Origin of the sequence: Pasteurella testudinis DSM 23072 (assembly GCF_900176075.1) — a bacterium.
Taxonomy (GTDB): Bacteria; Pseudomonadota; Gammaproteobacteria; order Enterobacterales; family Pasteurellaceae; genus Chelonobacter; species Chelonobacter testudinis.
In genome coordinates, this window is sequence record NZ_FWWV01000022.1 from 1 (window position 1) to 25,320 (window position 25,320).

At 48.5% G+C, this 25,320-nt stretch carries 25 protein-coding genes and 2 tRNA genes; 13 read left to right on the plus strand and 14 right to left on the minus strand.

Going from position 1 to position 25,320, the window contains the following annotated elements:
* Nucleotides 1–476 precede the first annotated feature (476 nt).
* Together rpsI and rplM are read right to left on the minus strand one after the other, a co-directional pair.
* Nucleotides 477–869, minus strand: a complete 393-nt coding sequence (rpsI, locus tag B8880_RS08540; protein WP_084257202.1) for a 30S ribosomal protein S9 — start codon at nt 867–869, stop codon at nt 477–479.
* Nucleotides 870–885: 16 nt separating this feature from the next.
* Complete coding sequence (gene rplM, locus B8880_RS08545) at nt 886–1,314, minus strand: 50S ribosomal protein L13 (RefSeq protein ID WP_084257203.1); 429 nt, start codon at nt 1,312–1,314, stop codon at nt 886–888.
* Nucleotides 1,315–1,618: 304 nt separating this feature from the next.
* Here rplM and B8880_RS08550 point away from each other — a divergent pair, with 304 nt between their 5' ends.
* Together B8880_RS08550 and B8880_RS08555 are read left to right on the plus strand one after the other, a co-directional pair.
* Complete coding sequence (locus B8880_RS08550) at nt 1,619–2,062, plus strand: Z-ring associated ZapG family protein (protein WP_084257204.1); 444 nt, start codon at nt 1,619–1,621, stop codon at nt 2,060–2,062.
* An 87-nt stretch (nt 2,063–2,149) separates the two neighbouring features.
* Entirely contained in the window at nt 2,150–5,242 is a 3,093-nt protein-coding gene (locus B8880_RS08555) for a beta-galactosidase (protein ID WP_084257205.1), read from the plus strand.
* Nucleotides 5,243–5,325: 83 nt separating this feature from the next.
* Here B8880_RS08555 and B8880_RS08560 read toward each other — a convergent pair whose 3' ends face one another.
* The 5 genes from B8880_RS08560 to dnaQ all read right to left on the minus strand — a co-directional run bounded on the left by B8880_RS08560 (nt 5,326) and on the right by dnaQ (nt 9,334).
* Nucleotides 5,326–6,285, minus strand: a complete 960-nt coding sequence (locus B8880_RS08560) for an AEC family transporter (RefSeq protein ID WP_084257206.1) — start codon at nt 6,283–6,285, stop codon at nt 5,326–5,328.
* A gap of 176 nt (nt 6,286–6,461) precedes the next feature.
* Nucleotides 6,462–7,988 carry a ribosome biogenesis GTPase Der gene (der, locus tag B8880_RS08565; protein ID WP_159460742.1) on the minus strand — a complete coding sequence of 509 codons (1,527 nt, stop codon included), beginning with the start codon at nt 7,986–7,988 and terminating at the stop codon, nt 6,462–6,464.
* A 175-nt stretch (nt 7,989–8,163) separates the two neighbouring features.
* A tRNA-Asp gene (locus B8880_RS08570) sits at nt 8,164–8,240 on the minus strand.
* A gap of 84 nt (nt 8,241–8,324) precedes the next feature.
* A tRNA-Asp gene (locus B8880_RS08575) sits at nt 8,325–8,401 on the minus strand.
* Nucleotides 8,402–8,536: 135 nt separating this feature from the next.
* Nucleotides 8,537–9,334: a DNA polymerase III subunit epsilon gene (gene dnaQ, locus B8880_RS08580; RefSeq protein ID WP_084257208.1), complete on the minus strand. Its 798-nt coding sequence runs from the start codon at nt 9,332–9,334 to the stop codon at nt 8,537–8,539.
* 103 nt (nt 9,335–9,437) lie between these two features.
* On the opposite strand from dnaQ, the gene rnhA reads away from it, so the two are divergent.
* Nucleotides 9,438–9,899: a ribonuclease HI gene (rnhA, locus tag B8880_RS08585; RefSeq protein WP_084257209.1), complete on the plus strand. Its 462-nt coding sequence runs from the start codon at nt 9,438–9,440 to the stop codon at nt 9,897–9,899.
* On the opposite strand, the gene B8880_RS08590 is transcribed toward rnhA, so the two are convergent.
* A complete protein-coding gene (locus B8880_RS08590) occupies nt 9,896–10,672 on the minus strand; it encodes a class I SAM-dependent methyltransferase (RefSeq protein WP_084257210.1) in 777 nt (258 codons plus the stop codon). The two genes, rnhA and B8880_RS08590, sit on opposite strands and share 4 nt — an antisense overlap.
* Before the next feature lie 36 nt (nt 10,673–10,708).
* Here B8880_RS08590 and gloB point away from each other — a divergent pair, with 36 nt between their 5' ends.
* A complete protein-coding gene (gloB, locus tag B8880_RS08595; protein WP_084257211.1) occupies nt 10,709–11,410 on the plus strand; it encodes a hydroxyacylglutathione hydrolase in 702 nt (233 codons plus the stop codon).
* Nucleotides 11,411–11,471: 61 nt separating this feature from the next.
* Here the strand turns inward: gloB and B8880_RS08600 are convergent, their stop codons facing one another.
* Complete coding sequence (locus B8880_RS08600; protein WP_084257212.1) at nt 11,472–12,758, minus strand: AmpG family muropeptide MFS transporter; 1,287 nt, start codon at nt 12,756–12,758, stop codon at nt 11,472–11,474.
* A gap of 69 nt (nt 12,759–12,827) precedes the next feature.
* A complete protein-coding gene (gene galE / locus B8880_RS08605) occupies nt 12,828–13,844 on the minus strand; it encodes a UDP-glucose 4-epimerase GalE (protein WP_084257213.1) in 1,017 nt (338 codons plus the stop codon).
* 211 nt (nt 13,845–14,055) lie between these two features.
* On the opposite strand from galE, the gene B8880_RS08610 reads away from it, so the two are divergent.
* The 6 genes from B8880_RS08610 to B8880_RS08635 all read left to right on the plus strand — a co-directional run bounded on the left by B8880_RS08610 (nt 14,056) and on the right by B8880_RS08635 (nt 19,318).
* Nucleotides 14,056–15,396, plus strand: a complete 1,341-nt coding sequence (locus B8880_RS08610) for an NCS2 family permease (RefSeq protein WP_084257214.1) — start codon at nt 14,056–14,058, stop codon at nt 15,394–15,396.
* 283 nt (nt 15,397–15,679) lie between these two features.
* On the plus strand, nt 15,680–16,645 hold the full coding sequence (locus B8880_RS08615; protein WP_084257215.1) for an ABC transporter substrate-binding protein: 966 nt from the start codon (nt 15,680–15,682) through the stop codon (nt 16,643–16,645).
* Between the two features lie 218 nt (nt 16,646–16,863).
* Nucleotides 16,864–17,763, plus strand: a complete 900-nt coding sequence (locus tag B8880_RS08620) for an ABC transporter permease (protein ID WP_084257216.1) — start codon at nt 16,864–16,866, stop codon at nt 17,761–17,763.
* Between the two features lie 5 nt (nt 17,764–17,768).
* The gene (locus tag B8880_RS08625; protein WP_084257217.1) at nt 17,769–18,563 is read left to right on the plus strand and encodes an ABC transporter ATP-binding protein; all 795 of its coding nucleotides are present in this window, start codon (nt 17,769–17,771) and stop codon (nt 18,561–18,563) included.
* 276 nt (nt 18,564–18,839) lie between these two features.
* Nucleotides 18,840–19,019 carry a hypothetical protein gene (locus B8880_RS08630; RefSeq protein WP_084257218.1) on the plus strand — a complete coding sequence of 60 codons (180 nt, stop codon included), beginning with the start codon at nt 18,840–18,842 and terminating at the stop codon, nt 19,017–19,019.
* Nucleotides 19,020–19,024: 5 nt separating this feature from the next.
* Entirely contained in the window at nt 19,025–19,318 is a 294-nt protein-coding gene (locus B8880_RS08635) for a type II toxin-antitoxin system RelE/ParE family toxin (RefSeq protein WP_084257225.1), read from the plus strand.
* Nucleotides 19,319–19,369: 51 nt separating this feature from the next.
* Here the strand turns inward: B8880_RS08635 and sixA are convergent, their stop codons facing one another.
* Nucleotides 19,370–19,837: a phosphohistidine phosphatase SixA gene (sixA, locus tag B8880_RS08640; RefSeq protein WP_084257219.1), complete on the minus strand. Its 468-nt coding sequence runs from the start codon at nt 19,835–19,837 to the stop codon at nt 19,370–19,372.
* Nucleotides 19,838–20,044: 207 nt separating this feature from the next.
* On the opposite strand from sixA, the gene pyk reads away from it, so the two are divergent.
* Both pyk and B8880_RS08650 read left to right on the plus strand, forming a co-directional pair.
* The gene (gene pyk, locus B8880_RS08645) at nt 20,045–21,484 is read left to right on the plus strand and encodes a pyruvate kinase (RefSeq protein ID WP_084257220.1); all 1,440 of its coding nucleotides are present in this window, start codon (nt 20,045–20,047) and stop codon (nt 21,482–21,484) included.
* Between the two features lie 135 nt (nt 21,485–21,619).
* On the plus strand, nt 21,620–22,171 hold the full coding sequence (locus B8880_RS08650) for a DUF1287 domain-containing protein (RefSeq protein ID WP_208610902.1): 552 nt from the start codon (nt 21,620–21,622) through the stop codon (nt 22,169–22,171).
* A 101-nt stretch (nt 22,172–22,272) separates the two neighbouring features.
* Here the strand turns inward: B8880_RS08650 and ycaO are convergent, their stop codons facing one another.
* On the minus strand, nt 22,273–24,027 hold the full coding sequence (gene ycaO, locus B8880_RS08655; RefSeq protein ID WP_084257222.1) for a 30S ribosomal protein S12 methylthiotransferase accessory factor YcaO: 1,755 nt from the start codon (nt 24,025–24,027) through the stop codon (nt 22,273–22,275).
* A gap of 210 nt (nt 24,028–24,237) precedes the next feature.
* Here ycaO and B8880_RS08660 point away from each other — a divergent pair, with 210 nt between their 5' ends.
* Nucleotides 24,238–24,579 carry a YegP family protein gene (locus B8880_RS08660; RefSeq protein ID WP_084257223.1) on the plus strand — a complete coding sequence of 114 codons (342 nt, stop codon included), beginning with the start codon at nt 24,238–24,240 and terminating at the stop codon, nt 24,577–24,579.
* Between the two features lie 65 nt (nt 24,580–24,644).
* Here B8880_RS08660 and B8880_RS08665 read toward each other — a convergent pair whose 3' ends face one another.
* Together B8880_RS08665 and B8880_RS08670 are read right to left on the minus strand one after the other, a co-directional pair.
* Complete coding sequence (locus B8880_RS08665; RefSeq protein ID WP_084257224.1) at nt 24,645–25,022, minus strand: type II toxin-antitoxin system HicB family antitoxin; 378 nt, start codon at nt 25,020–25,022, stop codon at nt 24,645–24,647.
* A gap of 44 nt (nt 25,023–25,066) precedes the next feature.
* Nucleotides 25,067–25,320, minus strand: a 254-nt coding sequence (locus B8880_RS08670) for an IS3 family transposase (protein ID WP_143933422.1), incomplete at its 5' end; no start/stop codon positions are given.

The following is a 25,320-nucleotide window of genomic DNA, read 5'->3' on the forward strand; positions in this document are numbered from 1 at the left end:
TAGCTTGCTGTGTAAAATAATAAGACCGAATATAACTTCGGCGAGGTTTATAGTAAACATTCCAATAATGAGGTTTACCAAACTTCATTACAGATTCCGTTTCAGAATGCTCGGAGATCTCTGGGACTTTATTTATAGTAGGAGGTAAATATGGATTTATGACAGNGAACCATGGGTAGGTCCATAACCGGATCTTGCTTTTCTTAACTTAACCTTGAATATCTTGAACTATTCAGGACTACATCAAAGTGAAGATCATACCTTAGTTACACATAAATTGGTTTATTTACTAATCCAACTTAGAACAAAGATCTTAGGCAACGCCTCGTTTCTTTGTCTGGCTTCCCAAGTACCCCCGAGGGGTACTTGAAAAGTTGTTGCAAACCTCGTATAAAAGGTTTGCAACTGCGTGCAAGAAATTGAAAAACTCTTTGTAAAACAATAACTTGCACACCATAAGCGCGACATTGTCGCACTTAACGCTTGGAGAACTGCGGGCGACGACGTGCTTTGCGCAGACCCACTTTTTTACGCTCAACTTTACGGGCATCGCGAGTAACGAAGCCGGCTGCACGCAGTGCAGGACGTAAGGTTTCATCGTATTCCATCAGTGCGCGTGTGATACCGTGACGGATCGCACCAGCCTGACCGGAAATACCACCACCTTTAACAGTGATGTATAGATCCAATTTTTCCGTTAATTCCACTAACTCCAAAGGTTGACGTACGATCATACGAGAGGTTTCGCGACCGAAATATACGTCTAATTCACGTTGGTTGATAGTGATTTTACCACTGCCCGGTTTAATAAACACACGGGCTGAAGAGCTTTTGCGGCGGCCTGTGCCGTAGTTTTGATTCTCTGCCATAGTCTTGATCCCGTGATTAAATGTCTAAAACTTGTGGTTGTTGTGCAGTGTGGCTGTGTTCCGCACCTGCATACACTTTCAATTTACGATACATGGCACGGCCTAAAGGACCTTTAGGCAACATACCTTTAACCGCAATTTCAATCACGCTTTCAGGACGACGTTCGATCATCTCTGCGAAAGTCGCTTGCTTGATTCCACCGATGTGGCCTGTGTGCCAGTAGTAGATTTTATCGCTTTGTTTTTTACCGGTTACGGCAACTTTCTCAGCGTTAATCACGATGATGTAATCACCGGTATCTACATGTGGAGTGTACTCGGCTTTGTGTTTACCGCGTAAGCGACTTGCGATTTCAGTAGCCAAACGACCTAAAGTTTTACCGGTCGCGTCAACTACATACCAGTCACGTTTTACAGTTTCCGGTTTTGCTACAAAAGTTTTCATTAAATGATTACCAAAATAAAAATTTTAAACCCTGTGCCTAAAATTAGACACACCTCAAATTGATTGCTGCACCCCTTCGAGTGAGAACTCAATTAAATTTACGCCGGCGGGAATACCAGTCGCAATACAGGGTCGCAAGATTATACGGAAAATAAACACAAAATGCCAATCATTCTTTTAAAAAAACCGCTCAGTTCAAAAAAATGCGATTTTGTGCTTAGCGTTAAGCGGATTAGGTATTATAATTTCAACGAATTACGCCGATAAATAGTTATAAAACAGTTATATTTTTAAGGGGGAGAGTATGGAAACGGCAGCAGTGGCAAACAATCCTTGGTTGGTAGGCGCAATCGGGGTCGTTATCGGGTTTATTTTGGCTTATCTTTTAATCAGAGTAACCAGCGGCAACGTGAAAAAACAGTTGAAAACCGAATCCGAATTAAAGCAGGTGAAAACCGAGGTTGAAGAGCAGAAAGCCAAGATCGAAGAGCATTTCGCCGAAAGTGCGGATCTGTTGAAATCGCTGGCGCAAGATTACCAGCGCTTGTATAAACATTTGGCAAAGAGTTCGGTGGCACTGTTGCCGGAAACGACGGCAAAAGCGATTTTCGAGCCGGACTCGCTGTTGGAGAAAAGCACGGAAGCAGTGGCAAATCAAGACGGTGTGCAGGAAGCCGCTGATGAAAAAGCCCAGCCGAAAGATTATTCCAAAGGCTCTTCCGGCTTATTAAAAGCCAAAGAAGCTTAATTTCACTTTACCATTTTGTCGGGCAACGAGTTTTCGTTGCCTTTTTTATCAATAAACGACCTAAAACACAGCCTAGAGAGTGTGGTTATGCGCCAATTTAGCGAAATTCTGAATGCCAGAGAGTGGGAAAACCAGCGGGTGACGTCATCGTTGTCGAGAATGGCGGCGCATTCGCCATTGCATGCCTATCCCGATGTGCAAAGTGCGGTCGGCAAAATGCCGTCGCCGAATCAACAATCCTTGAACGGGCAGTGGCAATTTCAGTTGTTTGCCAAGCCGGAAGACGTGCCGCCGGATTTTATGCAACCGCACTTTAACGCGGCAAACTGGCTGACGATTGCCGTGCCGTCCAATTGGCAGTTGCAAGCGGAGGTAGCGGACAATCCGATTTATACCAATGTTCAATATCCGTTTGCCGACAATCCGCCTTATGTGCCGCAGCAGAATCCGACCGGCTGTTACCGCACTTCGTTTGTCTTGACCGAAACGTGGCAACAGCGCCAAGTGCGGATTCATTTTGACGGTGTCAACAGCGCTTTTCATTTGTGGTGCAACGGGCGCTGGGTCGGTTATGCGCAAGACAGCCGAGTGGCGGCGGAATTTGATTTAAGCGACTACCTGCAAACCGGTGAAAACCAGCTGGCGCTGATGGTGCTGCGCTGGAGTGACGGCGCTTATCTGGAAGATCAGGACATGTGGTGGCTGAGCGGTGTTTTCCGTGACGTGACCTTGTTGAGCAAACCGCACTTTCACATTGCCGATGTGGAGATTCAGGCGGATTTGGACGCGATTTACCAAAACGGATTGCTGACGGTGAAAACACGCTTTAACCGCAATCACGAAAATGCCAAAGTGCGGTTGCAACTGTTTGACGGCGAACACTGTCTGCTTGATATGACCGATGGTGTCGATCAGCAAGCCGCTATTGATGAAAAAGGGCAATATTTTGATCGTATTCAGCAGCAGGCGACGGTTGCACAGGTGCAAAGCTGGTCGGCGGAAATACCGCACTTGTATCGCGGCGTGGTCAGTTTGCTTGATCAACACGGCGAACTGCTGGATTGCGAAGCCTATGATATCGGTTTCCGCAAAGTGGAAATCAAACGCGGGCAGCTGTTGTTAAATGGCAAACCGTTGTTGATTCGCGGCGTGAACCGCCACGAACATCACCCCGAACGCGGACACGCCGTAACCCGTGAAGATATGTTGCAGGATATTATCCTGATGAAACAGCATAACTTTAATGCGGTGCGCTGCGCCCACTATCCGAACAGCCCACTGTGGTACGAATTGTGCGATCAATACGGGCTGTATGTGGTGGACGAAACCAATCTGGAAACGCACGGTCAGTTTCCGATGCGACGCTTATCGGACGATCCAAGCTGGTTGAACGCCTATCTGGAACGGGTGGTGCGCATGGTTGAGCGCGACAAAAACCACGCCAGTATTATTATCTGGTCGCTGGGCAACGAATCGGGCATCGGCAACAATCACCATGCGATGTACCAATGGCTGAAACGGCGTGATCCGAGCCGTCCGGTGCAATATGAGGGCGGCGGTGCGGCAACGGCGGCGACCGATATTATCTGCCCGATGTATTCACGCGTGGAGCAGGATCAATACTTTGCGGCGGAAGCAGTCAATAAATGGGCGATTAAAAAAGCCATTTCCATGCCTGACGAAAACCGCCCGTTGATTTTGTGCGAATATGCCCATGCGATGGGCAACAGTTTGGGAAATTTCAGCCAATATTGGCAGGCATTCCGCCAATATCCGCGTTTGCAGGGCGGCTTTATTTGGGATTGGGTCGACCAAGGCTTGACCAAATACGATCAGGACGGCAATCCGTATTGGGCATACGGCGGCGATTTTGGCGATAACATCAACGATCGCCAGTTTTGTATTAACGGTCTGGTGTTCCCTGACCGCACTTTGCACCCAGCCATTTTAGAAGCGAAAAAAGCGCAGCAGTTTTTCCAATTTGAACTGCAAAAAACAGCGCAGGGGTACGCCCTGACCGTCACCAGCGAATATCTGTTCAAAACCGTGAAAGACTGTTTCCTGCACTGGAAACTGAGCGCCAACGGCTTCCCGATTCGCTTTAATTACAGCGGTTTGAATCTGCCGCCGCAGGGCAGCCAGACGATTCAGATTCCGTTGGATATCCATTTGTTGCCGGACACCTTGTATCTGATTGATGCCGAAGTGCTTTTAAATCAAACGCAACCTTGGGCGGAAAACGGTTTCAGCGTGGCGAAAGCGCAGTTTGAATTGCCGGATATTATCGTCTTGAGCGAACCGCACTTGCATTTTGCCGGTGCACCGCACTTTCGTAAGCAAGCGGAGCAAATCAAAGTGCTGGGGGCGCATTTCCAATTAACCTTTGATAAAAAGTGCGGTCTGCTTAGCAGTTGGCTAAAAAATGGCGTCGAGCAGTTGGCTCAGCCGCTTCGTAATAATTTTTACCGTGCGCCGTTGGATAACGATATTGGCACGAGCGAGGCGCAACATGTCGATCCGAATGCGTGGATCAGCCGTTGGCAGCAGTCCGGGTTATGGAGTCTGGCGGAAAAATGTTTGGGGTTCAGCGTGGAGCCGTTAGCCGATCGGCTGCAAATTCGGGTGACGCACGGCTATTATCAGCAACAAAATTTATTGCTAAAAAGCCAGTGGCTCTATCAGATCGATAACAGCGGCACATTGGATTTGGATATTCAAGTCGAGGCGGCGGCAGGATTGCCGTCGTTGCCGCGCGTCGGGCTGGAGCTGGCGTTGGTCAATAGCGACAGTCGGGTCAAATGGTTCGGGCGCGGACCGCATGAAAATTACCCTGATCGCAAAGATTCCGCCCACATCGGGCAGTATGATTTGCCGCAGTTTGAGCTGCACACCAACTACATTTTCCCAAGCGAAAACGGCCTGCGCTGCGATGTGCGCGAATTAAAAATCGGCGAATTGAACGTGCGCGGACAGTTCCATTTTGCGGTCAGCCGTTTTAGTCAGCAGACGTTAGCCCAAGCTCGCCATACTTGTGATTTGGCGGCGGATCCGTGTGTGTATGTGCGTATCGACGGTTTCCATATGGGCATCGGCGGCGATGATTCGTGGACACCGAGCGTGCATGCGTCATACCAATTGCGGCAACGGGAGTACCGTTATCGCTTGCGGTTTGAATTATAACGGCGGAAAACCGCACTTTGCTTTTCGCGAGACAGATTTTCGCGATGGTTTTAGCGGAACTAAAGTGCGGTTGCGGTGAAGCGCTACATCCAATTCAGCTGTTTTAGGATCACAATGCCGATTGAAGATCCGAACATGGCGGCAAAGGTCGTCAGCCCGATAATATTGGCGGCGGTTTTGGCGTAGCCGCCCATGCTGCGTACCATCGCATAGCTGGCGGCGGCTGCCGGTGTGGCGGACATCAAGAAAATCACACCCAAGTCAATGCCTTGCAAGCCGAATGCACGAGCAATCAATACCATCACCGTCGGCGCAATCAGAACACGCCCGACACTTGACCAAATCGCCACTTTTGAGGAGCTGTCCATATTACGCAGATTCAGGCTGGCGCCGGCGCACAACAGCGCCAACGGCAGGGTCATGTCCGCCAAATAGTCGGCAGTGCTGAGCAAGGTATCCGGCAGGTTGAATCCCAAGCGACTGAATAATAACGCAGCGATAATCGAAAGAATCAGCGGATTTTTAACAATCTGCTTGAACATATAGAAAAAATTGGTTTTGCCGCCTTCGGCAAGGGAACGGCTGAGGGTGATCACCGCCAATACATTAAACAGCAAGGTAATAATCGCAGTATAAACCGAGGCAATCGCCAAACCGGCAGAGCCGTAGGCGTTGGCACAAAGCGACAAACCGATAATCCCGGTGTTGGCACGGAACACCCCTTGCACGAACGTGCCACGCTCTTTTTTATCTTTCACATAACGGACGGCAAACAGCTCCGCCAGCAGAAACAGCACCAGACTGCCCAAAATACCGATACTGACCACGGTCAGCTGCGAGCCGTAATCCGCCGGATTTTTGATGATACTGAGAAAAAGCAGGGCAGGGAGGGTGATATTGAACACCAGTTTCGAGCCTTGATTGCTGAAATGATCGTTGATCATACCGGTTTTTTTCAGATAAATACCGAGCAGCAGCATCAAAATATTCGGCAAGGTGACGCTGATCGAAAATAAAATTGAGGCAATAAATCCGCTTTCCATACTTTTCCTTCCTGGTTATCGGATTATGATAGAGATTATTCGCATGAAAAACCAGCGCTTTAGCCATTAAAAAACCTGCTGTTGCAGCAGGTTTAGGGCGAGTTCTCACTATTGAAATGAGGACCCGCCCGAGGATTTTTATTCGCAGATGAACGCCGAGCGGATCCGAGTGTACCTTATTTTTTCGCTTTTTTAATGAACTTCATCAAGCGTTTGCGTTTGCGCAGCTGATTCGGCGTCAGGTTGTTGCGCCGTCCGGCGAACGGATTGCTGCCCTCTTGGAACTGAATCCGAATCGGCGTGCCGATAATTTTCAGGCTGCGGCGATAGTAATTGGAGAGATAGCGTTTATACGAATCCGCCAGTTTGTCCAACTGATTGCCGTGAATCACGATAATCGGCGGATTGTGTCCGCCCGGATGGGCGTATTTCAGCTTGATCCGTCTGCCGGAAGCGAGCGGCGGCTGGTGTTCGTCGGTCGCCATTTGCAGGATTCGGGTCAGCATTGAGGTCGAGAAACGCTTGGTGGCGCACTGGTAGGCTTCCTGCACCGAGTCGAACAGGTTGCCGACACCGCTGCCGTGCAAGGCGGAGATAAAATGAATGCGTGCAAAATCAATGAAATCCAAACGGCGATCCAGTTCCGATTTAATCTGATCTTTGGCATCTTGATCCAAACCGTCCCATTTGTTGACCACGATCACCAGCGACCGTCCGGCGTTCAAAATAAAGCCGAGCAGCGACAGATCCTGATCGGAAATGCCTTCGCGTGCATCAATGGTGAGCAGTACCACGTTGGCGTCTTGAATCGCTTGCAGGGTTTTGATCACCGAGAATTTTTCAACCGCCAGCGTGACTTTGCCGCGTTTGCGCACGCCGGCGGTGTCGATAATGGTGTATTGCTGTCCGTCACGCTCCATCGGAATATAGATACTGTCGCGCGTGGTGCCGGGCAAATCGTAAACCACGACCCGATCTTCGCCCAAAATACGGTTGGTTAAGGTGGATTTGCCGACATTCGGGCGACCGACAATCGCGATTTTGATATTTTTTTGCTGTTCTGCCGTGTCTTCTTCGTCTTCTGCCAGCGCTTTATCCAAAAGTGCGGTATCTTCTTCATTGTTAAAGTCGAAATCGTGATCCCACTCATCGGCTGCAACCGCACTTTGCTCGTCGGCATCTTGCCCGTCCGCTTCGCTTTGCTGCAACTGTTCGGCAAAAGGCGCGAGCACCTCTTCGATTAAGTTGTTGACACCGCGCCCCTGTGCTGCGGCGATTTGTGCGATTTCGCCCAGCCCCAATTGGTAAAATTCGGCGCAGTGGGCGTCGGCGTCAATGCCGTCGGTTTTGTTGGCAACTACAACGGTGGTTTTGTCCCGTTGGCGCAGATAATTGGCAATGCCGATATCCGGCGGCGTTAAACCGGCACGGGCATCGACCATAAACAGCACCACATCGGCTTCTTCGATTGCCAGCAGTGATTGCTCCGCCATTTTTTCTTCCACGCCTTCTTCCGTGCCGTCGATCCCGCCGGTGTCGATCACGATAAAATCATGGCCGGCAATATGCGCATGGCCGTATTTGCGGTCACGGGTCAAACCCGGAAAATCGGCGACCAGTGCATCACGGGTGCGGGTCAAGCGGTTGAACAGGGTGGATTTGCCTACATTAGGGCGCCCGACCAGGGCAACAACAGGAGTCATATAAAACCTCGATTGACGATCTTGATCGCCATATTCATGATGGGTAGATGGTGCAAGATGATACCGAATTTTCAAGGTGGCGAATAGTGAAAGTTGTAAATTAATCTTGCCGTGCAATATTTTGCCGGATACGGGCAATAAAAAACCCGATATTTGCATATCGGGCTGAAAAAATTGGCGGAATGGACGGGACTCGAACCCGCGACCCCCTGCGTGACAGGCAGGTATTCTAACCAGCTGAACTACCACTCCGCACTTAATAATAAGTGAATTTTTGAGGCAATAAAAAACGCACAGTTTTAACTTTTTCGTCCGAACTATGCGTTCTGAATTTGTTGGCGGAATGGACGGGACTCGAACCCGCGACCCCCTGCGTGACAGGCAGGTATTCTAACCAGCTGAACTACCACTCCGCGATTAGGTGAGGCGAATAATAAAGGGCTATGCGGTTGCAGTCAACCCTTTTTTTTAAAACTGTTTTTAATTGCTTAATCCATAAGCGAATCGGCGCAAAACCGCACTTTTTGCCTGTTTTAGCGCCGTCAGTTTTACTGTGGCAAGTCGGGTTCCGTCCGCTTCAGCCAAATGCAGTTATCCTTGCTTTTCTTTTGCAGTAAGTCGAAATAGGCGAAATGCGCCTGCATTTCCTCTTCGTCGGGCAAAATCGTGCGCAGCTGCACCGCGTTGCTTTGCGCAAGACCGGCGCTGTGCAGGTTATGTTGTGCGTTTGTCGCCGTCGGCATATCGTCATGCGGCTGTTCTTCGTCAAACAAACTGACTTGTCCGCCGGTCATTTGCAGGTAAACGTCCGCCAGAATCTCGGCATCGAGCAACGCACCGTGCAAAGTACGCTTGCTGTTGTCGATATTTAAGCGATCGCACAACGCATCTAAATTGTTGCGTTTGCCCGGATACATTTTGCGTGCCATCGCCAAGCTGTCGGTGACGACACTGATATTGTCGGTTTTGATATGCTTGGTGGCGCTCAGTTTGCCGAATTCATAATCCATAAAGCCGACGTCGAAGGGCGCATTGTGGATAATCAGCTCCGCCCCTTGGATAAAATTGATGAACTCGTCGGCGATTTCAGCAAAGTGCGGTTTGTCCGCCAGCATTTCATCGGTGATGCCGTGCACCTTAATTGCATCGGGATCGACCGGTCGATCAGGCTTGATGTAAACGTGAAAAGTTCTGCCGGTCAAACGCCGGTTTACCAGCTCGACCGCGCCGATTTCAATAATCCGATGTCCTTCATAATGTGCGCCGAACTGATTCATACCGGTGGTTTCGGTATCCAGCACGACTTGGCGTTGCGGTGTGATTTGAGGCGTGGTTTGTGTTGTCATGGGTTTTCCTAAATGCGATTACTATTTTTGTTATTAGGGAATTTTTGCAAATTACGCTATGATTTTAGCACTAAAGTGAATTTTATAAAGAGTCTGGCGAGAAATGAAGCAAATTGAAATATACACCGACGGTTCCTGTCTGGGCAACCCCGGTCCGGGCGGAATCGGGGTGTTGTTACGTTATAAACAGCACGAAAAAACCGTTTCGCAGGGCTACCGTTTAACCACCAACAACCGCATGGAGCTGTTGGCAGTGATCGTAGCGCTGGAGAGTTTGAACGAAAGCTGTGCGGTGACGTTGTCGAGTGACAGTCAGTATATGAAAAACGGTATCAACCAGTGGATTCACAATTGGAAGCGCAACAACTGGTTGACCAGCAATAAAAAACCGGTCAAGAACCAAGATTTGTGGCGACGCTTGGATCAAGCGATTCAGCGCCATCAAATCGATTGGCACTGGGTGAAAGGACACGCCGGACACGCTGAAAACGAGCGGGTCGATCAGCTGGCGCGACAAGGGGCGGAAGCGCCGACACAAGAGGATTCGGGCTATCAGCCCGATTAATCGCCCGACCGCACTTTGGCTTCGGTATTGGTTAAAGGGGTAGTTAAGGCGTTGGCAGGCGAAAAAATCGGATGTTTAAACCGCACTTTTTGCGGATTGAGCGACAACGGAATGGTGCGTTTGCGTGCCACAATCACCACCAGTTGTCCACCGAAGTGGCAAAAGTGCGGTAAGGCGGCGGGTTTTAGCAAATCGGCGCTGTGTATGATTTCAAATTCGAGCAATTCCAGCCAGTCGATCACTCGCCAAGTCAGATATTTCCGCATCGGCCAGCGCTGTTTAGCTGCGCTTTTCTTTTGCAGATGGCGTTTCCACAGCAGGCTGCTGCAGGGATTGAACAATGACAAAAATAGATAGCCGTCATCGTTCAAGACTCTGGTCACTTCGCGCAGCAGTTGGTGCGGATCTTGGGAAAAATTAAGCGTGTTGGCGAGCAGGCAGGCATCAATCGCTTTTTCATAAAACGGCAAATGGGTGATCGAGGCCTGTATCGGCGAACTACAGCTCAAAGTGCGCTCAGGCAGATTTACCAGTGGAAAATCAGGATACAGCAAAATAGCGTGCTGATTCGGAGTATTCCAGTCTAATTCCGCACTTAAACCGCCGATTTTCAATATGTGTTGCCCGTACACTTTGGCGAACCAAGGGGCAAAATAGGCGTCAAGGGCTTGACAATAGCGCCGGCCTTGTTTTAATTGCTGCCAAGAGGTCGGTAGTTGCAGGGAATAGGGAGATTTCGCACGCCACTTATGCCACTTTATCTGCCACTTCATCAATTTGTCACCTGATTTGTTTTTACGGAGAATATTATGTTAATACCATTACCGGCGCTAAATGACAACTATATTTGGCTGTATGCCGACAGCGATGAGCATAAGGTTTTGATTATCGATCCAGCTGAAGCTGCGCCGGTTTTGCATTATTTGTCTGCGCATAATTTAATACCGGCGGCGATTTTATTAACCCACGGACACGCCGATCATATCGGAGGCGTGGCGGAATTAATACGGTGCTATCCGCACTTGGCGGTTTACGGATCGGACGAAACGGCAAAGATTGCGACGCAAGTGGTCAATCAGGGGGAGTTTGCCTGCGGAAATTATCGGATCGAGGTGATCCCAACCGCAGGGCACACAGCCAAGCACATCAGTTTCGTGGTGAACAATCATCTTTTTTGCGGCGATAGTCTTTTTTCCGCCGGTTGCGGTCGGGTGTTTACCGGCGATTACCAGGCGATGTTTGACGGCATTCAACGCTTAAAAGCCCTTGCTGACGACACCCTCGTTTGTGCCGCCCATGAATATACCTTGAGTAATCTGCGTTTCGCATTAACCGTTGTTGCAGATAAAAGTGCGGTCGAACGGCAGCTGGAAAAAGTTGAAGCCTTAAGGGCGCAAGGTAAACCGAGCCTGCCGACCACGCTTGGCTTGGAACGGACGATTAATCCGTTTTTACAAGCTCAGACGTTGGAGGAATTTATCCGACTGCGCCAGGCGAAGGATCAGTTCTAACGCGTCTGACCGCACTTTGTATCATGATGTAAAGTGCGGTCAGTGTGATCTTATCGTTTTTTTAATTCCCTACCTTGTTCCCTTTTTCTTTCCAAGGCGCAACCCAATAAAGACACAGCATACCGGGGATTGCGAGGAAGAAGCAGAACCAGAAGTAGTCGTAATAACCGAAATATTCAATCAACACACCGGCTTGCGAATTGAACAAGGTGCGTGGCAGCGCTGCCAAACTGGTAAACAACGCCAGCTGGGTGGCGGTGTAGAGCGGATTGGTTTCGCGCGCCATAAAGGCGACAAACGCCGAGGTTCCCAAACCAATGCCGATATATTCGGCGGCAACCACGATCGTAAGAATCACCAACGCTTTGGTGGTGACGGTTGCAAAATGTCCGTAAGACGCCAACCAAGCAAAGCCGAGAATGGTCACAATCTGCACCACACCGAACAGCCATAGCGCACGGTTGATGCCGATTTTCAACATAATAATGCCGCCGACAATGCCGGCGATCAGCATCGGCCAAACCGAGGCGTTTTTTACCACAATGCCGATTTGGCTGGTGCTGAAGCCCATATCCAGATAAAACGGCGTGATTAGTGCGGTCGCCATGCTGTCGCCCAATTTATATAAAAAGATAAAACCTAAAATCCCCAGTGCCGACAAGAGCCCTTTGCGGCTGAAAAACTCCTGAAACGGTTTGATCACGGTATCGGCTAAAGTACGGTTTGAAGTCAGATCAATCTTCGGCTCATAACTCAAAAACAGCGTCATCAAAATCCCCGGCAACATGAAAAGTGCGGTAATGACAAACACCGTAGTCCAAGGCAGGTAATCCGCCAAAATCAGCGACAGAGAACCCGGAATAAATCCGGCAATGCGATAGGCATTGACGTGAATCGAATTGCCTAACCCCAGTTCTTTATCGTCTAGGATCTCACGCCGGTAAGCGTCCAGCACAATATCCTGTGTGGCGGAAAAGAACGCGACCAAGGTTGCGGCAGCGGCAATCAGGCGGAGTCCGCCGTCGGTTTGCGGATCGAGAAAGCCGAACAGCGCCAGTGACACCAACAAGAACAGTTGGGAAATCAATATCCAACCGCGGCGGCGCCCCAAGAACGGCGGCACAAAGCGATCCAACAGCGGCGACCACAGAAATTTCCAAGTGTACGGCAAACCGGTTAAGGCAAAGAAACCGATGGTCGCCAGATCAACCTGCTGCGCACGCAACCAGAGCGGAACCAGCGAAATTAAAATATACAGCGGCAGTCCGGAACTAAAACCGGTAAAAATGCAAATCAGCATTTTGCGGGTGAAAATTTGGGAAATCAGGCTTTTTTGTTGTTCTGACATGATGACGTCTCAAAATAAAAATGAACCGAGCAAGCGTCTTGCCGGTTCATTCGTGCGTGAACGGAACGGTTAATCGCGGTAACCGTTCGGGTTATTTTTCTGCCAGTTCCAAGTATCCTGCATCATCTGCTCCAGTGAATATTGGGTTTTCCAGCCCAATGCTTGCGCCGCCAGACTCGGATCGGAATAGCAAGTGGCGATATCGCCCGGACGGCGTTCGACCAGTTTGTACGGAATGGTGATACCGTTGGCTTGTTCAAAGGCTTTCACCATGTCCAACACCGAATAGCCGATGCCGGTGCCTAAATTATAGATATGCAAACCGCTGTCGTTTTTGTGCTTGGCAAGCGCTTTTAAATGCCCCAATGCCAAATCGACCACATGGATATAATCGCGCACGCCGGTGCCGTCGGGGGTGTTGTAATCGCTGCCGAAAACAGAAAGTTGTTGAAGTTTGCCGATCGCCACTTGGCTGATATATGGCAGTAAATTATTCGGAATGCCGTTCGGATCTTCGCCGATCAAACCGCTCTTGTGCGCGCCGACCGGATTGAAATAGCGCAGGATAATCATGCTCCAGCGCGGATCGGTTTTCACGGTGTCGCTCAGAATCTGTTCGACCATCAGTTTTGAAGTGCCGTAAGGGTTGGTAGTGCCGCCGACCTTGCAGCTTTCGGTGATCGGAATGATCTCCGGATCGCCGTACACGGTGGCGGAGGAGCTGAAGACAATATTGAACACGCCGGCTTTGCGCATTTCTTGCAGCAAGTTGAGCGTGCCTTGCACGTTGCATTCATAGTATTCAATCGGTTTTTGCACGCTTTCGCCGACGGCTTTCAATCCGGCAAAGTGAATCACCGAGTCAATGTCATGCTGTTTGAAAATCTGCTGTAGCATGGCCGCATCTAAAATATCGCCTTGATAAAAGTGCGGTTTTTTACCGGTGATGGTTTCAACCCGCTGTAATGATTTTTCCGAGGAATTGCACAGATTGTCTAAAATCACCACCTCTTGATTGTCTTCCAGTAATTCGACAACGGTATGAGAACCGATATAGCCTGCACCGCCGGTGACTAAAATTGCCATGGTTTTCTCCTTTATTTCATTAACATTTTGTTTAGTGTAAAACGTTTTGCGTGGAATTTCATTGATTAGTTGTTAAATTTTAATTTTATTTGGTTATCGTTTGATTTCGCGTTGGATCTAATGGATCGTTTTCACCGGCTCGGGTAGAATAACCGCACTTTTTTTCTTTTTTCATCTTTTCTTTTAACCTTTAATCTAGGAATCAACTGCTATGACAACTTCCTCTTCCCGGCAAAACGAATTGCTGGAAAAACGTTTTGAACTTGGTGCCAGAGGCAGCAATCTTCGTCAAGAGATCATTGCCGGACTGACCACCTTTTTGGCGATGGTGTATTCGGTGATCGTGGTGCCGGGCATGCTGGGCGATGCCGGTTTTCCGCCGGAGTCGGTGTTTATCGCCACTTGTCTGGTGGCAGGACTGGGGTCGATTTTAATCGGTTTTTGGGCGAATGCGCCGATGGCAATCGGTTGTGCGATTTCGTTGACGGCATTTACCGCCTATAGCTTGGTGATCGGACAACAAGTCAGCATTCCGGTGGCGTTGGGTGCAGTGTTTTTAATGGGGGCGGCGTTTACGCTGATCTCCGTCACCGGAATCCGCACTTGGATTTTGCGCAACTTACCGAGCAGCATTGCACACGGCGCCGGTATCGGAATCGGGCTGTTTTTACTGTTAATCGCCGCCAATAATGTCGGTTTGGTGGTTGGTAACAATGCCGGACTGCCGGTCAAGATGGGGGAATTCACCTCGTTTCCGGTGATGATGTCGTTAATCGGTTTGGCGTTTATCATCGGTTTGGAACGCCTGCAAGTAAAAGGCGGCATTTTATTGGTGATTGTGGCAATCACTATTGTCGGTTTGATCGCCGATCCCAATGTCACCTTCGGCGGTGAAATCGTCAAAGTGCCGAGCTTCGGTGAAAATTCGCTAGCCTTTGAATTGGACATTATGGGTGCGTTGCAACCGGCGATTTTACCGGTAGTATTCGCGTTGGTGATGACTGCGATTTTCGATGCGACAGGTACAATCCGCGCCGTTGCCGGACAGGCGAATTTATTGGATAAAGACGGGCAGATTATCAACGGTGGCAAAGCCTTAACTTCCGATTCGGTCAGCAGCATGATGTCGGGCTTATTCGGCACTGCACCGGCGGCGGTGTATATCGAATCCGCCGCAGGCACGGCGGCAGGCGGCAAAACCGGGATCACCGCGATTGTGGTCGGCGTGCTGTTTCTGTTTATGCTGTTTTTGCAACCGTTGGCGTTTTTGGTGCCGAGTTACGCCACCGCACCGGCGTTAATGTATGTCGGGTTATTAATGTTGAGCAATGTCAGCAAACTGGATTTTGACGACTTTGTCGGCGCGATGAGCGGTTTGATCTGTGCGGTGTTTATCGTATTAACCGCCAACATCGTTACCGGCATTATGCTGGGCTTTGCGGCACTGGTTATCGGCCGCATTGTCTCCGGCGAGTTTAAAAAGCTGAATATCGGCACGATCATTATCGCCGTGATTCTCGTGGTGTTTTACGCCGGCGGCTGGGCGATTTAAACCGGGATTATTGCGCATTATTTGCGCAGTGTTTGCCGATTGTTTGCTGATTTATCTCTAATAAAATCATTTCTCAGGCAAACCGCACTTTATGAAAAGTGCGGTTTTTTTCGTCTAAAACAGGGCTGTTTTGTGCTCGGTTTGTGAGCCGCTTGGCATTATAGCAAATCAGGTGGTTTATTTTTATTACGGTTGTATTGATTTTATTACAATAGTTCATTATCTTAGCTGGCAAGAACAACCATAATATCGTGAAGATTTTTATAACAGGAAGGAGCCAAGAATGAAAAAAGTCAAAACAGCTTTGTGGGCGGCATTAAGTGCGGTTTTAGTCAGCAGCGGTGCGTTGGCGGCGGAGGTGAAACATGTGGCAATTACCGCCATTGTCGAACATCCGGCGCTGGACGCAGTGCGTGAAGGCGCGCTGGCGGAATTGAAAAAAGCCGGTTATGAAGCAGGTAAAAACCTGAAAGTGGATTTTCAGAGTGCGCAAGGCAACACCGCAACCGCCGCTCAGATTGCGCGTAAGTTTGTCGGCGACAAACCCGATGTGATCTTGGCAATTGGTACACCGAGCGCGCAATCGGTGGTGGCGGCAACCCGTCATATTCCGGTGGTGTTTTCCGCAATTTCTGATCCGGTAGCCGCGAAGTTGGTCAAAGACTGGGGCGCTTCCGGCACGAATGTTACCGGCGCTTCCGACACTTTGCCGATTCAGCCGCAAATCGACTTGATCAAACAGTTGATCCCGAATCTGAAAAAAGTCGGCTATGTGTACAGCACCGGCGAAGTCAATTCGGTGGTTGTATTAAAACAGTTACAGCAAGCCGGAAAAGAGAACGGCTTTGAGGTGATCGAAGCGCCGGCTCCGCGCACCACCGACATCGGCATTGCGGCACGCAGTCTGAAAGGTAAAGTCGATGTGATTTACACCTCAACCGACAACAACGTGGTTTCCGCCTATGAAGCGTTGTATAAAGCGGCGTTGGATTCCAATATTCCGCTCGTGGCTTCGGACACCAGCACGGTGGCGCGTGGTGCGATTGCGGCGTTGTCAAATAATTATTACGTCTTGGGTGAAGAGACCGGTAAGATGATGGCGAGTATTTTGAACGGCGAAAAAGCCGGCAATATTCCGGTTAAAACCATGGATAAACTGGATTTGCATTTGAATCTGAAATCCGCCAAAGCCTTTGGTATTCATGTGCCGCAGACGTTGGTTGAGTCGGCAAAAGAAGTAATTCAGTAATAGATGGCGGTTTTTTAGGCGGTCGCCGATTTAGCGTCAATCAGCATAGGCATAAATCTGTATCGCTGTGATAGTATAGCGCTACAATTTATGCCTTATTCTTGGGGCTGTTGATATTTGTTTATAATTTTAAATAACAACTCAAAATATAAACAAATATCAACAGACCCTATTTTAAGCACAATTTTAAATAACCATTATTTTAAAGAACCATTATTATGACATCGGTATTATTTTTAGGCGCTTTGGAAATCGGCTTGATCTACGCCTTGGTGGCGTTAGGCGTGCTGATTTCCTTTCGTATTTTGGACTTCCCCGATTTGACCGCAGACGGCAGTTTTCCGTTGGGGGGCGCGGTGTGTGCGGTCTGCATCGTCAACGGCGTCGATCCTTGGATCGCCACTTTTGCCGCCGCAATTGCCGGTGCATTGGCCGGTTTGGTGACTGCGTGGCTGCACGTTTCCTTAAAAATTCTGCAACTGCTCGCCAGTATTTTGGTGATGATTGCGCTCTATTCGGTTAATTTGCGCGTGATGGGATCGCCGAATTTATCCTTGTTAAACGAACCGACTATTTACGAACCTTTTATCAATGCGGACGCCAGCAACCAGCTCTATATCCAACCGCTGTTTGTGCTGGGCTTTGTGATTGCCGCAAAACTGCTGTTGGACTGGTTTTTCAATACCGAAATCGGTTTGGCGGTGCGAGCCACCGGCGCCAATTTACGCATGGCAAAAGCGCAGGGCATTGCCACCGGCAAAATGATTTTCTTGGGTATGGCGATCTCCAATGCGCTGATTGCACTGGGCGGTTCGTTGTATGTGCAAACGCAAGGCGGCGCAGATATGTCGATTGGCGTGGGCACGATTGTGATCGGTTTGGCGGCGGTGATTATCGGCGAAACCCTGATCCCGTCGAAACGCATTTTGGTGATCACGCTGGCGGTGGTTATCGGCTCGATTTTATATCGCTTCTTTATTGCGGTGGCGTTGAGCAGCGACACCCTGCGTGAAATCGGATTCGGCGCGCAGGATCTGAATTTAGTGACCGCTATTTTGGTGGTGTTGGTGTTGGTTGCACCGCAAATGAAAAGCAAATTTTTAGCCAAGAAGTCGTAACGCTTATGATGAAATTAGATGATTTAAAAATAACGTTCAATCGCGGCACGCCGATTGAAAATCCGGTGTTGCGCGGCTTATCGTTGGATATTGCCGACGGCGAATTTGTCACCGTAATCGGCAGTAACGGCGCCGGAAAATCGACCTTGCTGAATGCGATCTGCGGTGATTATCCGGTGGATTCGGGCAAAGTGTATCTGAACGGCAAAGACGTTACCCGCAAAGGCACTTGGCAGCGTGCCGCCTTGGTCGCGCGCGTGTTCCAAGATCCGATGTTGGGCACTTGCGAAGGGCTGACAATCGAAGAAAATATGGCGCTGGCTTACAATCGCGGCAGAAAGCGCGGTTTATCGTTTTTTACCAATAAAGCGGCGCGTGATCTGTTTCGTGAAAAATTGGCGATGTTGAAACTGGGCTTGGAAGATCGGCTGACCGACCGCATGGGGCTGCTGTCCGGCGGACAACGGCAGGCGGTCAGTCTGTTGATGGCGTCGTTGCAGCCGTCTAATATTCTATTGTTAGACGAACATACCGCCGCCCTCGATCCGAAAACAGCGGCATTTGTGATGGAACTGACCGACAGAATCGTGGCTGAAAACAAGTTGACGGTGATGATGGTGACACACTCCATGCGCCAAGCGTTGGATCACGGCGAACGCACGGTGATGTTGCACCAGGGGCAAGTGGTGCTGGACGTTAAAGGCGAAATCCGCGATAAAATGGACGTGCCGGATTTGTTGCAACTGTTTGAGAAAACACGCGGCGAAGAGATTAGCGACGACAGTTTGTTGTTGGGTTAATAGCTGCCGAGTTTGCTGAGGCTAAGTCGGCGCGGATTAACTATCCGCCCGTTTGCGAAGTGCTATATAACTCATTAATCAATAAAAGAAAAATGCAAAGTGCGGTTCGGTCAGATATAAAACTCGCTTCTGTCGTTATAATATAAACCGTGCCTTTTAATCTTTATCAGAACCTAACCGCACTTTCAAAGTGCGGTTTTTGCATTTTGGTTGCTTCTTATCTACTGCCAGAGTATAGTTTTATTACCTGAATATTGCGGATTAAAGGGAAACAGTATGTTATTTAAAGAAAAAGGATACGATGAATTTGTGGCGAAAAAAATTGCGCAATCTCGTGAAGACAGTTGCGAGGGACGTGTTCTTTCACTTGAGGAATCAAGGGTGAAAACAAAATTATTAATTGAACGTAAGGCAAAAATATTAGAGCAATCGGAACGTGAAACTGCCTATGGTTAATGTCTATGGTTAAGGTGGTTATTACAGAACAGGCTCAACGCGATATTGATGAATTGGTTGATAATATTATTGACTTTACTTATTCGGTCATCAGTGGGATTAAATTATTTGAGGATCTGCACGAAAAAATCGAGCTTATTGCATTTATGCCGCTAGGAATTGGGCGGTTGAGAGATGATGGCACGCGGGAAACCTTTTGTCGTGGTTATCGGATTATTTATGAAATAGTCAATAATGAAGTACATATTAGAACCGTTGTTCATAGCCGCAGACTCTATCCGACAGGAGAACTTAGGTGAAAATCATAACAGGCCGGCTTTAATTATTCCGACCTGTTTTACACAGAGAAATTACACCTCAGGTCGATTACTACAAATAAACTCGCCCTCTTCGCCCTCCCATTCTATTTCGGCAATCGTGCCGGTGCTGAAGCCGACCTGTTGCGGCGATTCGCAAAGTGCGGTCACCAAATCTTCGACAAATGGCAGATGGGAGACGATTAACACATTTTTCACGCCTTCTTTCCATAACGTGGTCAGATAGTCCACTACAATCGTACTGTTGCCGTAGGGGGTGATTGCCTCCCAGGTTTCAATTTCCGACGGTAGCGCAGTATCGGTGTTGCCGGCGAGATGATCATAGCTTTGCAAGGCGCGGTTGTAAGGACTGACAATCACTTTATCAATATGGTTGGCGGCCTCACTTAACCAAGAACCCTGTTCCTCGGCCTGTCGAATTCCGTGTAGGGTGAGATTGCGTTCCGCATCGCTTTTGGCGACCAGTTCGGCTTCGCCGTGACGCATAATAAAAATTCGCATATAACCTCCACATTGTTATTTGATTACATTCCTCGCCCTATAAGATAACCGTTTGTAATGGCAAACAAAACAAAAATTTCCAGTTTGTGATCTCGATCTAAATTTAATTTCGGCGTATAATACAGCCAATTTTGCGATTGACAGCGGTTTTGCGGTCAATCTGAATTAATTCTAGTAATCAATAACCAATACTTTAGAGGTATGTTCATGTCAAGAAGACTGAGAAGAACGAAAATTGTTTGTACGATGGGTCCGGCAACTGACCGTGATAACAACTTGGAGAAAATTATTACGGCCGGTGCAAACGTGGTTCGTATGAACTTCTCCCACGGTACTCCTGAAGATCATATCGGTCGTGCAAATAAAGTGCGTGAGATTGCGAAAAAATTGGGCAAACAAGTTGCGATTCTGGGTGACTTGCAAGGGCCTAAAATTCGTGTTTCCACCTTTAAAGACGGAAAAATTTTCCTGAATATCGGCGATAAATTCGTATTGGACGCAGATTTGCCGAAAGGCGAAGGTAATCAGGACGGTGTCGGTCTGGATTATAAAGAATTACCGAAAGATGTCGTGCCGGGCGATATTCTGTTATTAGACGACGGTCGTGTGCAGTTGAAAGTGTTATCGACCGAAGGCAACAAAGTATTTACCGAAGTTACTGTTGGCGGTCCGTTGTCGAACAACAAAGGGATCAACAAATTGGGCGGCGGTTTGTCTGCCGACGCATTAACGCCGAAAGACAAAGCGGACATTATCACCGCTGCAAAAATCGGTGTGGATTACTTGGCGGTGTCTTTCCCGCGTAACGGTGCCGACTTGCATTATGCCCGTCAATTGGCGACCGAAGCCGGTTTGAATGCCAAAATCGTTGCCAAAGTCGAACGTGCCGAAGCGGTTGCAACCGACGAAGCGATGGACGATGTGATTTTGGCTTCCGACGTGATCATGGTTGCCCGTGGTGACTTGGGTGTGGAAATCGGCGATCCGGAACTGGTCGGCGTACAGAAAAAATTAATCCGTCGTTCGCGCAAATTGAACCGTGTGGTGATTACCGCCACGCAAATGATGGAATCGATGATCAGCAACCCGATGCCGACCCGTGCGGAAGTTATGGACGTGGCGAATGCGGTATTGGACGGCACTGATGCCGTGATGTTGTCGGCGGAAACCGCGGCGGGTCAGTATCCGGCGGAAACCGTGGCGTCAATGGCAAAAGTGTGTTTGGGTGCGGAAAAAATGCCGAGCATCAACGTTTCCCGCCACCGTATGGACGCTGTGTTCAATAACATTGAAGAGTCCGTTGCCATGTCGGCGATGTATGCCGCCAACCACTTGCAAGGCGTGAGTGCGATTATTGCCATGACCAGCTCTGGCCGTACCGCACTTTTAATGTCGCGTGTCAGCTCCGGCTTGCCGATTTTCGCGCTGTCGCGTAATCAACAAGCATTGAACTTGGCGGCATTGTATCGCGGGGTAACGCCGATTTACTGCGAAGAAGCCAGCCGTACCGTCGAAGGGGCGAAAAACGCGATTGAATTGTTGAAAGAAAAAGGCTATTTGGTCTCCGGTGATCTGGTGCTGTTGACCCAAGGTGATGAACTGGCCGAAGGCGGCACTAACACCTGCCGTACTTTGGTAGTTGAATAATCGAATCACGATTTTCATGTTATCTATAAAACCTCTCGCCTAACACGAGGGGTTTTTTGTTCGCTAAATATTTAGTCCTTAAACATAGGAACGCAGCCAATGATAAAAAAATGCTTCGCACTATGGCTCAGCTTGATGATTTTTGCGCCGCTGCTTACGGCAAATGCAAATATCACCGGCATTGACGGTCGGCAGTTGGTCAATGATGCCAAAAAGCAGATCGGCGTAACCTTGTTTTATGATTCCGGCTATCGGCGTTTAGCTTATCCGATGGGCGATATTGAGCAGCATAAAGGTGTTTGCACCGATGTGGTGATCCGCGCCTTGCGTCATCAAAACCGAGATTTGCAGCAATTAGTACATCAAGATATGAAAAAAGCGTGGAAAGCGTATCCTAAAATCTGGGGGCTGAAATCTACCGACCGCAATATCGACCACCGCCGCGTACCCAATCTGGAAACCTTTTTTAAACGCCACGCCAAAGTGCGGTCGCTAACCGAGATTGATGACTTTCTTGCCGGTGATATCGTCACTTGGCGTTTGCCAAATAATGCGCCGCATATCGGCATTGTGTCGGATAAAAAGAGCCGCAGCGGTGTGCCGCTGATTATTCACAATATTGGTTTCGGTACGCAGGAAGAAGATATCTTGCTGAAATACAAGATGCTCGGGCACTATCGATACTGAATCTAGGGCTTTCTGACAAGGCGGAACAAAATCCGCCCGATTTATTGTCAGTAAATGTGCGATTTAATGGTTATAAAACCGCACTTTGCTGCTTTACTTTGCTACTTTAACGCTTTGGCACGTTGCAATTTTTGATAGGCGGCAAGCAATTTTTGGTGTGCGTCAAACATTGCCAACGACTCATCACCCGCGATTAAATCATAGAACGGGTTGCCGCCGTTGATCGCCGACCAACAGGCATTGACCGCACTTTCACCGTATAAACGGTTGAACACCGCGCGGTATTGCGCCGGCTCGCGGCTGTCGTCCAAATGCAATTCTAGCGATTGAATCAGACAGCGATAGTAGTTATTGCGCTCGGCGCTAAATACCGAAGAGGTGGTGTCCATCGTCCAGTTTGCCCAGTCCAAGGCATTTTCCCAATCGCCGCAGGCAAGATATAGCATCGCTTTCAGCTCACCGATCCGTAAGGTTTGCCAACCGGATTTTGGCGGCGCAACGATACCGATAAATTCGCGCACACGGGTGAAATCGTCAATTCCTTGTTCATCAAGCTCCGCCAGCAATTCCAAATAGGTTTCGCGATCGTGGTGAAAGTGCGGTAGATCGAGCAGTATTTCACGCCACTCCATGCCCATATTATTGTTGGCATAAATCAGGTCGTCCGCTGGATAAATATCCGACATACCCGGCACGATAATGCGGCAGGCATAAACGTCCAAATGATTGTAGTCCATAATATAAACTTCTTTTTGCGCAGCATGGAAAATCGCCATTAAATTGGCAAATTCCTGCTCGGTGGTGCCGGAAAAATTCCAATCGACAAAATCATAATCGCTTTGTTGTTTGAACAGATCCCATGAAATCAACCCGCTGGAGTCGATAAAATGGGTTTCCAGATTGGCGTGTTCGGCAACATCGGCATTATCAAACGACGGCGGCGTGAATACGTCCAGATCTTTCAAACTGCGCCCCTGCAACAACTCGGTGACGGTGCGTTCCAGCGCCACTTTGAAATTCGGGTGGGCGCCGAACGAAGCAAAGCAAGTGCCGTTGTTCGGGTTTAACAAAATCACCGCAATCACCGGATATTGTCCGCCGAGCGAGGCATCGTAAGCCAGAATCGGGAAGCCCTCTTTTTCAAGCGTGGCAATCGCCTCTTGAATATGCGGATAACGGGCGATCACGTCCGCCGGAATTTCCGGCAGGCTGATCGCTTCGCTGATAATTTTGTTTTTTACATAACGTTCAAACACTTCCGACAAGCCTTGTACACGGGCTTCGTTCTCACTGTTGCCGGCAGACATGCCGTTCGATACATACAGATTGGCGATAATCGCCTGCGGAATATACACCGTTTGCTGATCACGCTGGCGCACATACGGCAGGGAAACGATGCCGCGCGCCGCATTGCTTGATTGCAAGTCGACCAACTGAAGTGCGGTCAGCTCTTGATTCGGGTTGTAATATTGGTGCAGGTAGTCATCTAAAATTCCGTCTGGCAGACGGTTTTCATCTTCAATCGCAAACCATTTTTCACTCGGATAATGCACAAAGTCGCCGTTGGCAAGGTCACTGCCCAAGAAAAAATCAGCAAAGAAATAGTTGGTTGACAGCCGCTCGAAATATTCGCCCAATGCCGAAGCCAGCGCCGCTTTTTTGCTAGCGCCTTTGCCGTTGGTGAAACATTGCGGGCAGTCTTTATCCCGAATATGGACCGACCATACATTCGGCACCGGATTCAGCCACGAGCTTTCTTCAATATTAAAGCCCAATTGTTGCAATTTGCTCTGAAAACGCTGGATACTGTCTTCCAACGCCGCATCTTTACCGGTGATATAGGTTTGTTGACTCATCATGATCTCGCTGTGTTGAGGGAGGAAATTTCAAATTGAACGGCATAATAGGCAAGAACCGCACTTTCAGCAAGAAACATTTGTGATCAGCGCAGGTTTTTTGTTAGAAAAGCATTGAAATTAATTGAAAAAAAATTATGCTAGTGATGACTGGCAGAACGAAATATGCTCTGGTCTTTTTCAATCATTTTAAATGAAGGAGAGTAAACAATGGCACAAGGTTGGTATGAATTAAAAGTCGCAAAAGACGGACAGTTTATGTTTAACTTAAAAGCAGCAAACAGTCAGGTCATTTTAACCAGTGAGCTGTACAAAACCCGCGCAGCCGCAGAAAACGGTATTGCGTCGGTGCAAAAAAACGGGGCGGACGAAACGGCATATGAAATTCGGGTGGCGAAAAACGGCAAACCGTATTTCATTTTAAAAGCCAAAAATCACCAAGAAATCGGGCGCAGTCAATACTACAGCTCCGAAGCCGTTGCCAAAAAAGGTATCGCCTCAGTTGCACGCAACGCCGCAACCTCGGTGATCAAAGACAAAACAGCCGAATAAAGTTGGGTGTCACTGCGATGTCATAAGTGCGGTTTGTGTGTCAAACCGCACTGCTTAGATATTGATTAGAGCGGAGGCGTGTGTCGGTGAGTTTTTTCAAATACAGGATTGTATTTCTCGATAACCAGATCAATCGCTTCTTTTGTTAACGCATTGATTGTTGTGTGTTGTTTTTGAGCGATAGAAGAAATAATCCGGTGTTTTTCGGGATCGATTCGCACATTAAATTTACCGGAACAGGTTTTTTGCGGATTAATTCCGCGTGTTCTACAATCGGTTAAGTATTCATCGACGGCTTCTCGAAAAGCAGTCTCAAGCGCTGTCGGTGTTTCGGCTTCATATGTGATTAGCCCATTGATATGTAATAGTTTACCGTGTAACACATTGTCGGAAATTGATATTTCGACACTGTCAATAAAATCCTTATATTTCATGGTTTCCATATTAAACTCCTAAATCATGATCTGACCCCCAAAAGTTGGACTGTTTAATGAAAGAATTGGGTTCGATATTGTATCGGACTTAATCCTTTTAATCTTACTTGAATTCGTTCTGCATTGTAATACTGAATATATTGATGAACCGCCTGTTCAATTTCATCAACCGTATCAAACTGTCGCACATAAAAACATTCTGTTTTCAGCCTGCCGAAAAAACTTTCCATCGCGCCATTGTCCAAGCAGTTGCCCTTTCTCGACATACTGATTTGAATCCGATTCGCCGCCAATATGTTGCGATAAG

What these genes read in the sequence shown, in the direction of transcription:
- ycaO (WP_084257222.1), bottom strand. Translation starts at nt 24,027, where the DNA reads ATGAGTCAACAAACCTATATCACCGGTAAAGATGCGGCGTTGGAAGAC.
- rnhA (WP_084257209.1), top strand. Translation starts at nt 9,438, where the DNA reads ATGAAGCAAATTGAAATATACACCGACGGTTCCTGTCTGGGCAACCCC.
- rplM (WP_084257203.1), bottom strand. Translation starts at nt 1,314, where the DNA reads ATGAAAACTTTTGTAGCAAAACCGGAAACTGTAAAACGTGACTGGTAT.
- B8880_RS08555 (WP_084257205.1), top strand. Translation starts at nt 2,150, where the DNA reads ATGCGCCAATTTAGCGAAATTCTGAATGCCAGAGAGTGGGAAAACCAG.
- B8880_RS08665 (WP_084257224.1), bottom strand. Translation starts at nt 25,022, where the DNA reads ATGGAAACCATGAAATATAAGGATTTTATTGACAGTGTCGAAATATCA.
- der (WP_159460742.1), bottom strand. Translation starts at nt 7,988, where the DNA reads ATGACTCCTGTTGTTGCCCTGGTCGGGCGCCCTAATGTAGGCAAATCC.
- B8880_RS08635 (WP_084257225.1), top strand. Translation starts at nt 19,025, where the DNA reads ATGGTTAAGGTGGTTATTACAGAACAGGCTCAACGCGATATTGATGAA.
- B8880_RS08610 (WP_084257214.1), top strand. Translation starts at nt 14,056, where the DNA reads ATGACAACTTCCTCTTCCCGGCAAAACGAATTGCTGGAAAAACGTTTT.
- B8880_RS08620 (WP_084257216.1), top strand. Translation starts at nt 16,864, where the DNA reads ATGACATCGGTATTATTTTTAGGCGCTTTGGAAATCGGCTTGATCTAC.
- rpsI (WP_084257202.1), bottom strand. Translation starts at nt 869, where the DNA reads ATGGCAGAGAATCAAAACTACGGCACAGGCCGCCGCAAAAGCTCTTCA.
- B8880_RS08590 (WP_084257210.1), bottom strand. Translation starts at nt 10,672, where the DNA reads ATGAAGTGGCAGATAAAGTGGCATAAGTGGCGTGCGAAATCTCCCTAT.
- sixA (WP_084257219.1), bottom strand. Translation starts at nt 19,837, where the DNA reads ATGCGAATTTTTATTATGCGTCACGGCGAAGCCGAACTGGTCGCCAAA.
- B8880_RS08650 (WP_208610902.1), top strand. Translation starts at nt 21,620, where the DNA reads ATGATTTTTGCGCCGCTGCTTACGGCAAATGCAAATATCACCGGCATT.
- B8880_RS08660 (WP_084257223.1), top strand. Translation starts at nt 24,238, where the DNA reads ATGGCACAAGGTTGGTATGAATTAAAAGTCGCAAAAGACGGACAGTTT.
- B8880_RS08550 (WP_084257204.1), top strand. Translation starts at nt 1,619, where the DNA reads ATGGAAACGGCAGCAGTGGCAAACAATCCTTGGTTGGTAGGCGCAATC.
- pyk (WP_084257220.1), top strand. Translation starts at nt 20,045, where the DNA reads ATGTCAAGAAGACTGAGAAGAACGAAAATTGTTTGTACGATGGGTCCG.
- B8880_RS08560 (WP_084257206.1), bottom strand. Translation starts at nt 6,285, where the DNA reads ATGGAAAGCGGATTTATTGCCTCAATTTTATTTTCGATCAGCGTCACC.
- gloB (WP_084257211.1), top strand. Translation starts at nt 10,709, where the DNA reads ATGTTAATACCATTACCGGCGCTAAATGACAACTATATTTGGCTGTAT.
- B8880_RS08615 (WP_084257215.1), top strand. Translation starts at nt 15,680, where the DNA reads ATGAAAAAAGTCAAAACAGCTTTGTGGGCGGCATTAAGTGCGGTTTTA.
- dnaQ (WP_084257208.1), bottom strand. Translation starts at nt 9,334, where the DNA reads ATGACAACACAAACCACGCCTCAAATCACACCGCAACGCCAAGTCGTG.
- B8880_RS08630 (WP_084257218.1), top strand. Translation starts at nt 18,840, where the DNA reads ATGTTATTTAAAGAAAAAGGATACGATGAATTTGTGGCGAAAAAAATT.
- galE (WP_084257213.1), bottom strand. Translation starts at nt 13,844, where the DNA reads ATGGCAATTTTAGTCACCGGCGGTGCAGGCTATATCGGTTCTCATACC.
- B8880_RS08625 (WP_084257217.1), top strand. Translation starts at nt 17,769, where the DNA reads ATGATGAAATTAGATGATTTAAAAATAACGTTCAATCGCGGCACGCCG.
- B8880_RS08600 (WP_084257212.1), bottom strand. Translation starts at nt 12,758, where the DNA reads ATGTCAGAACAACAAAAAAGCCTGATTTCCCAAATTTTCACCCGCAAA.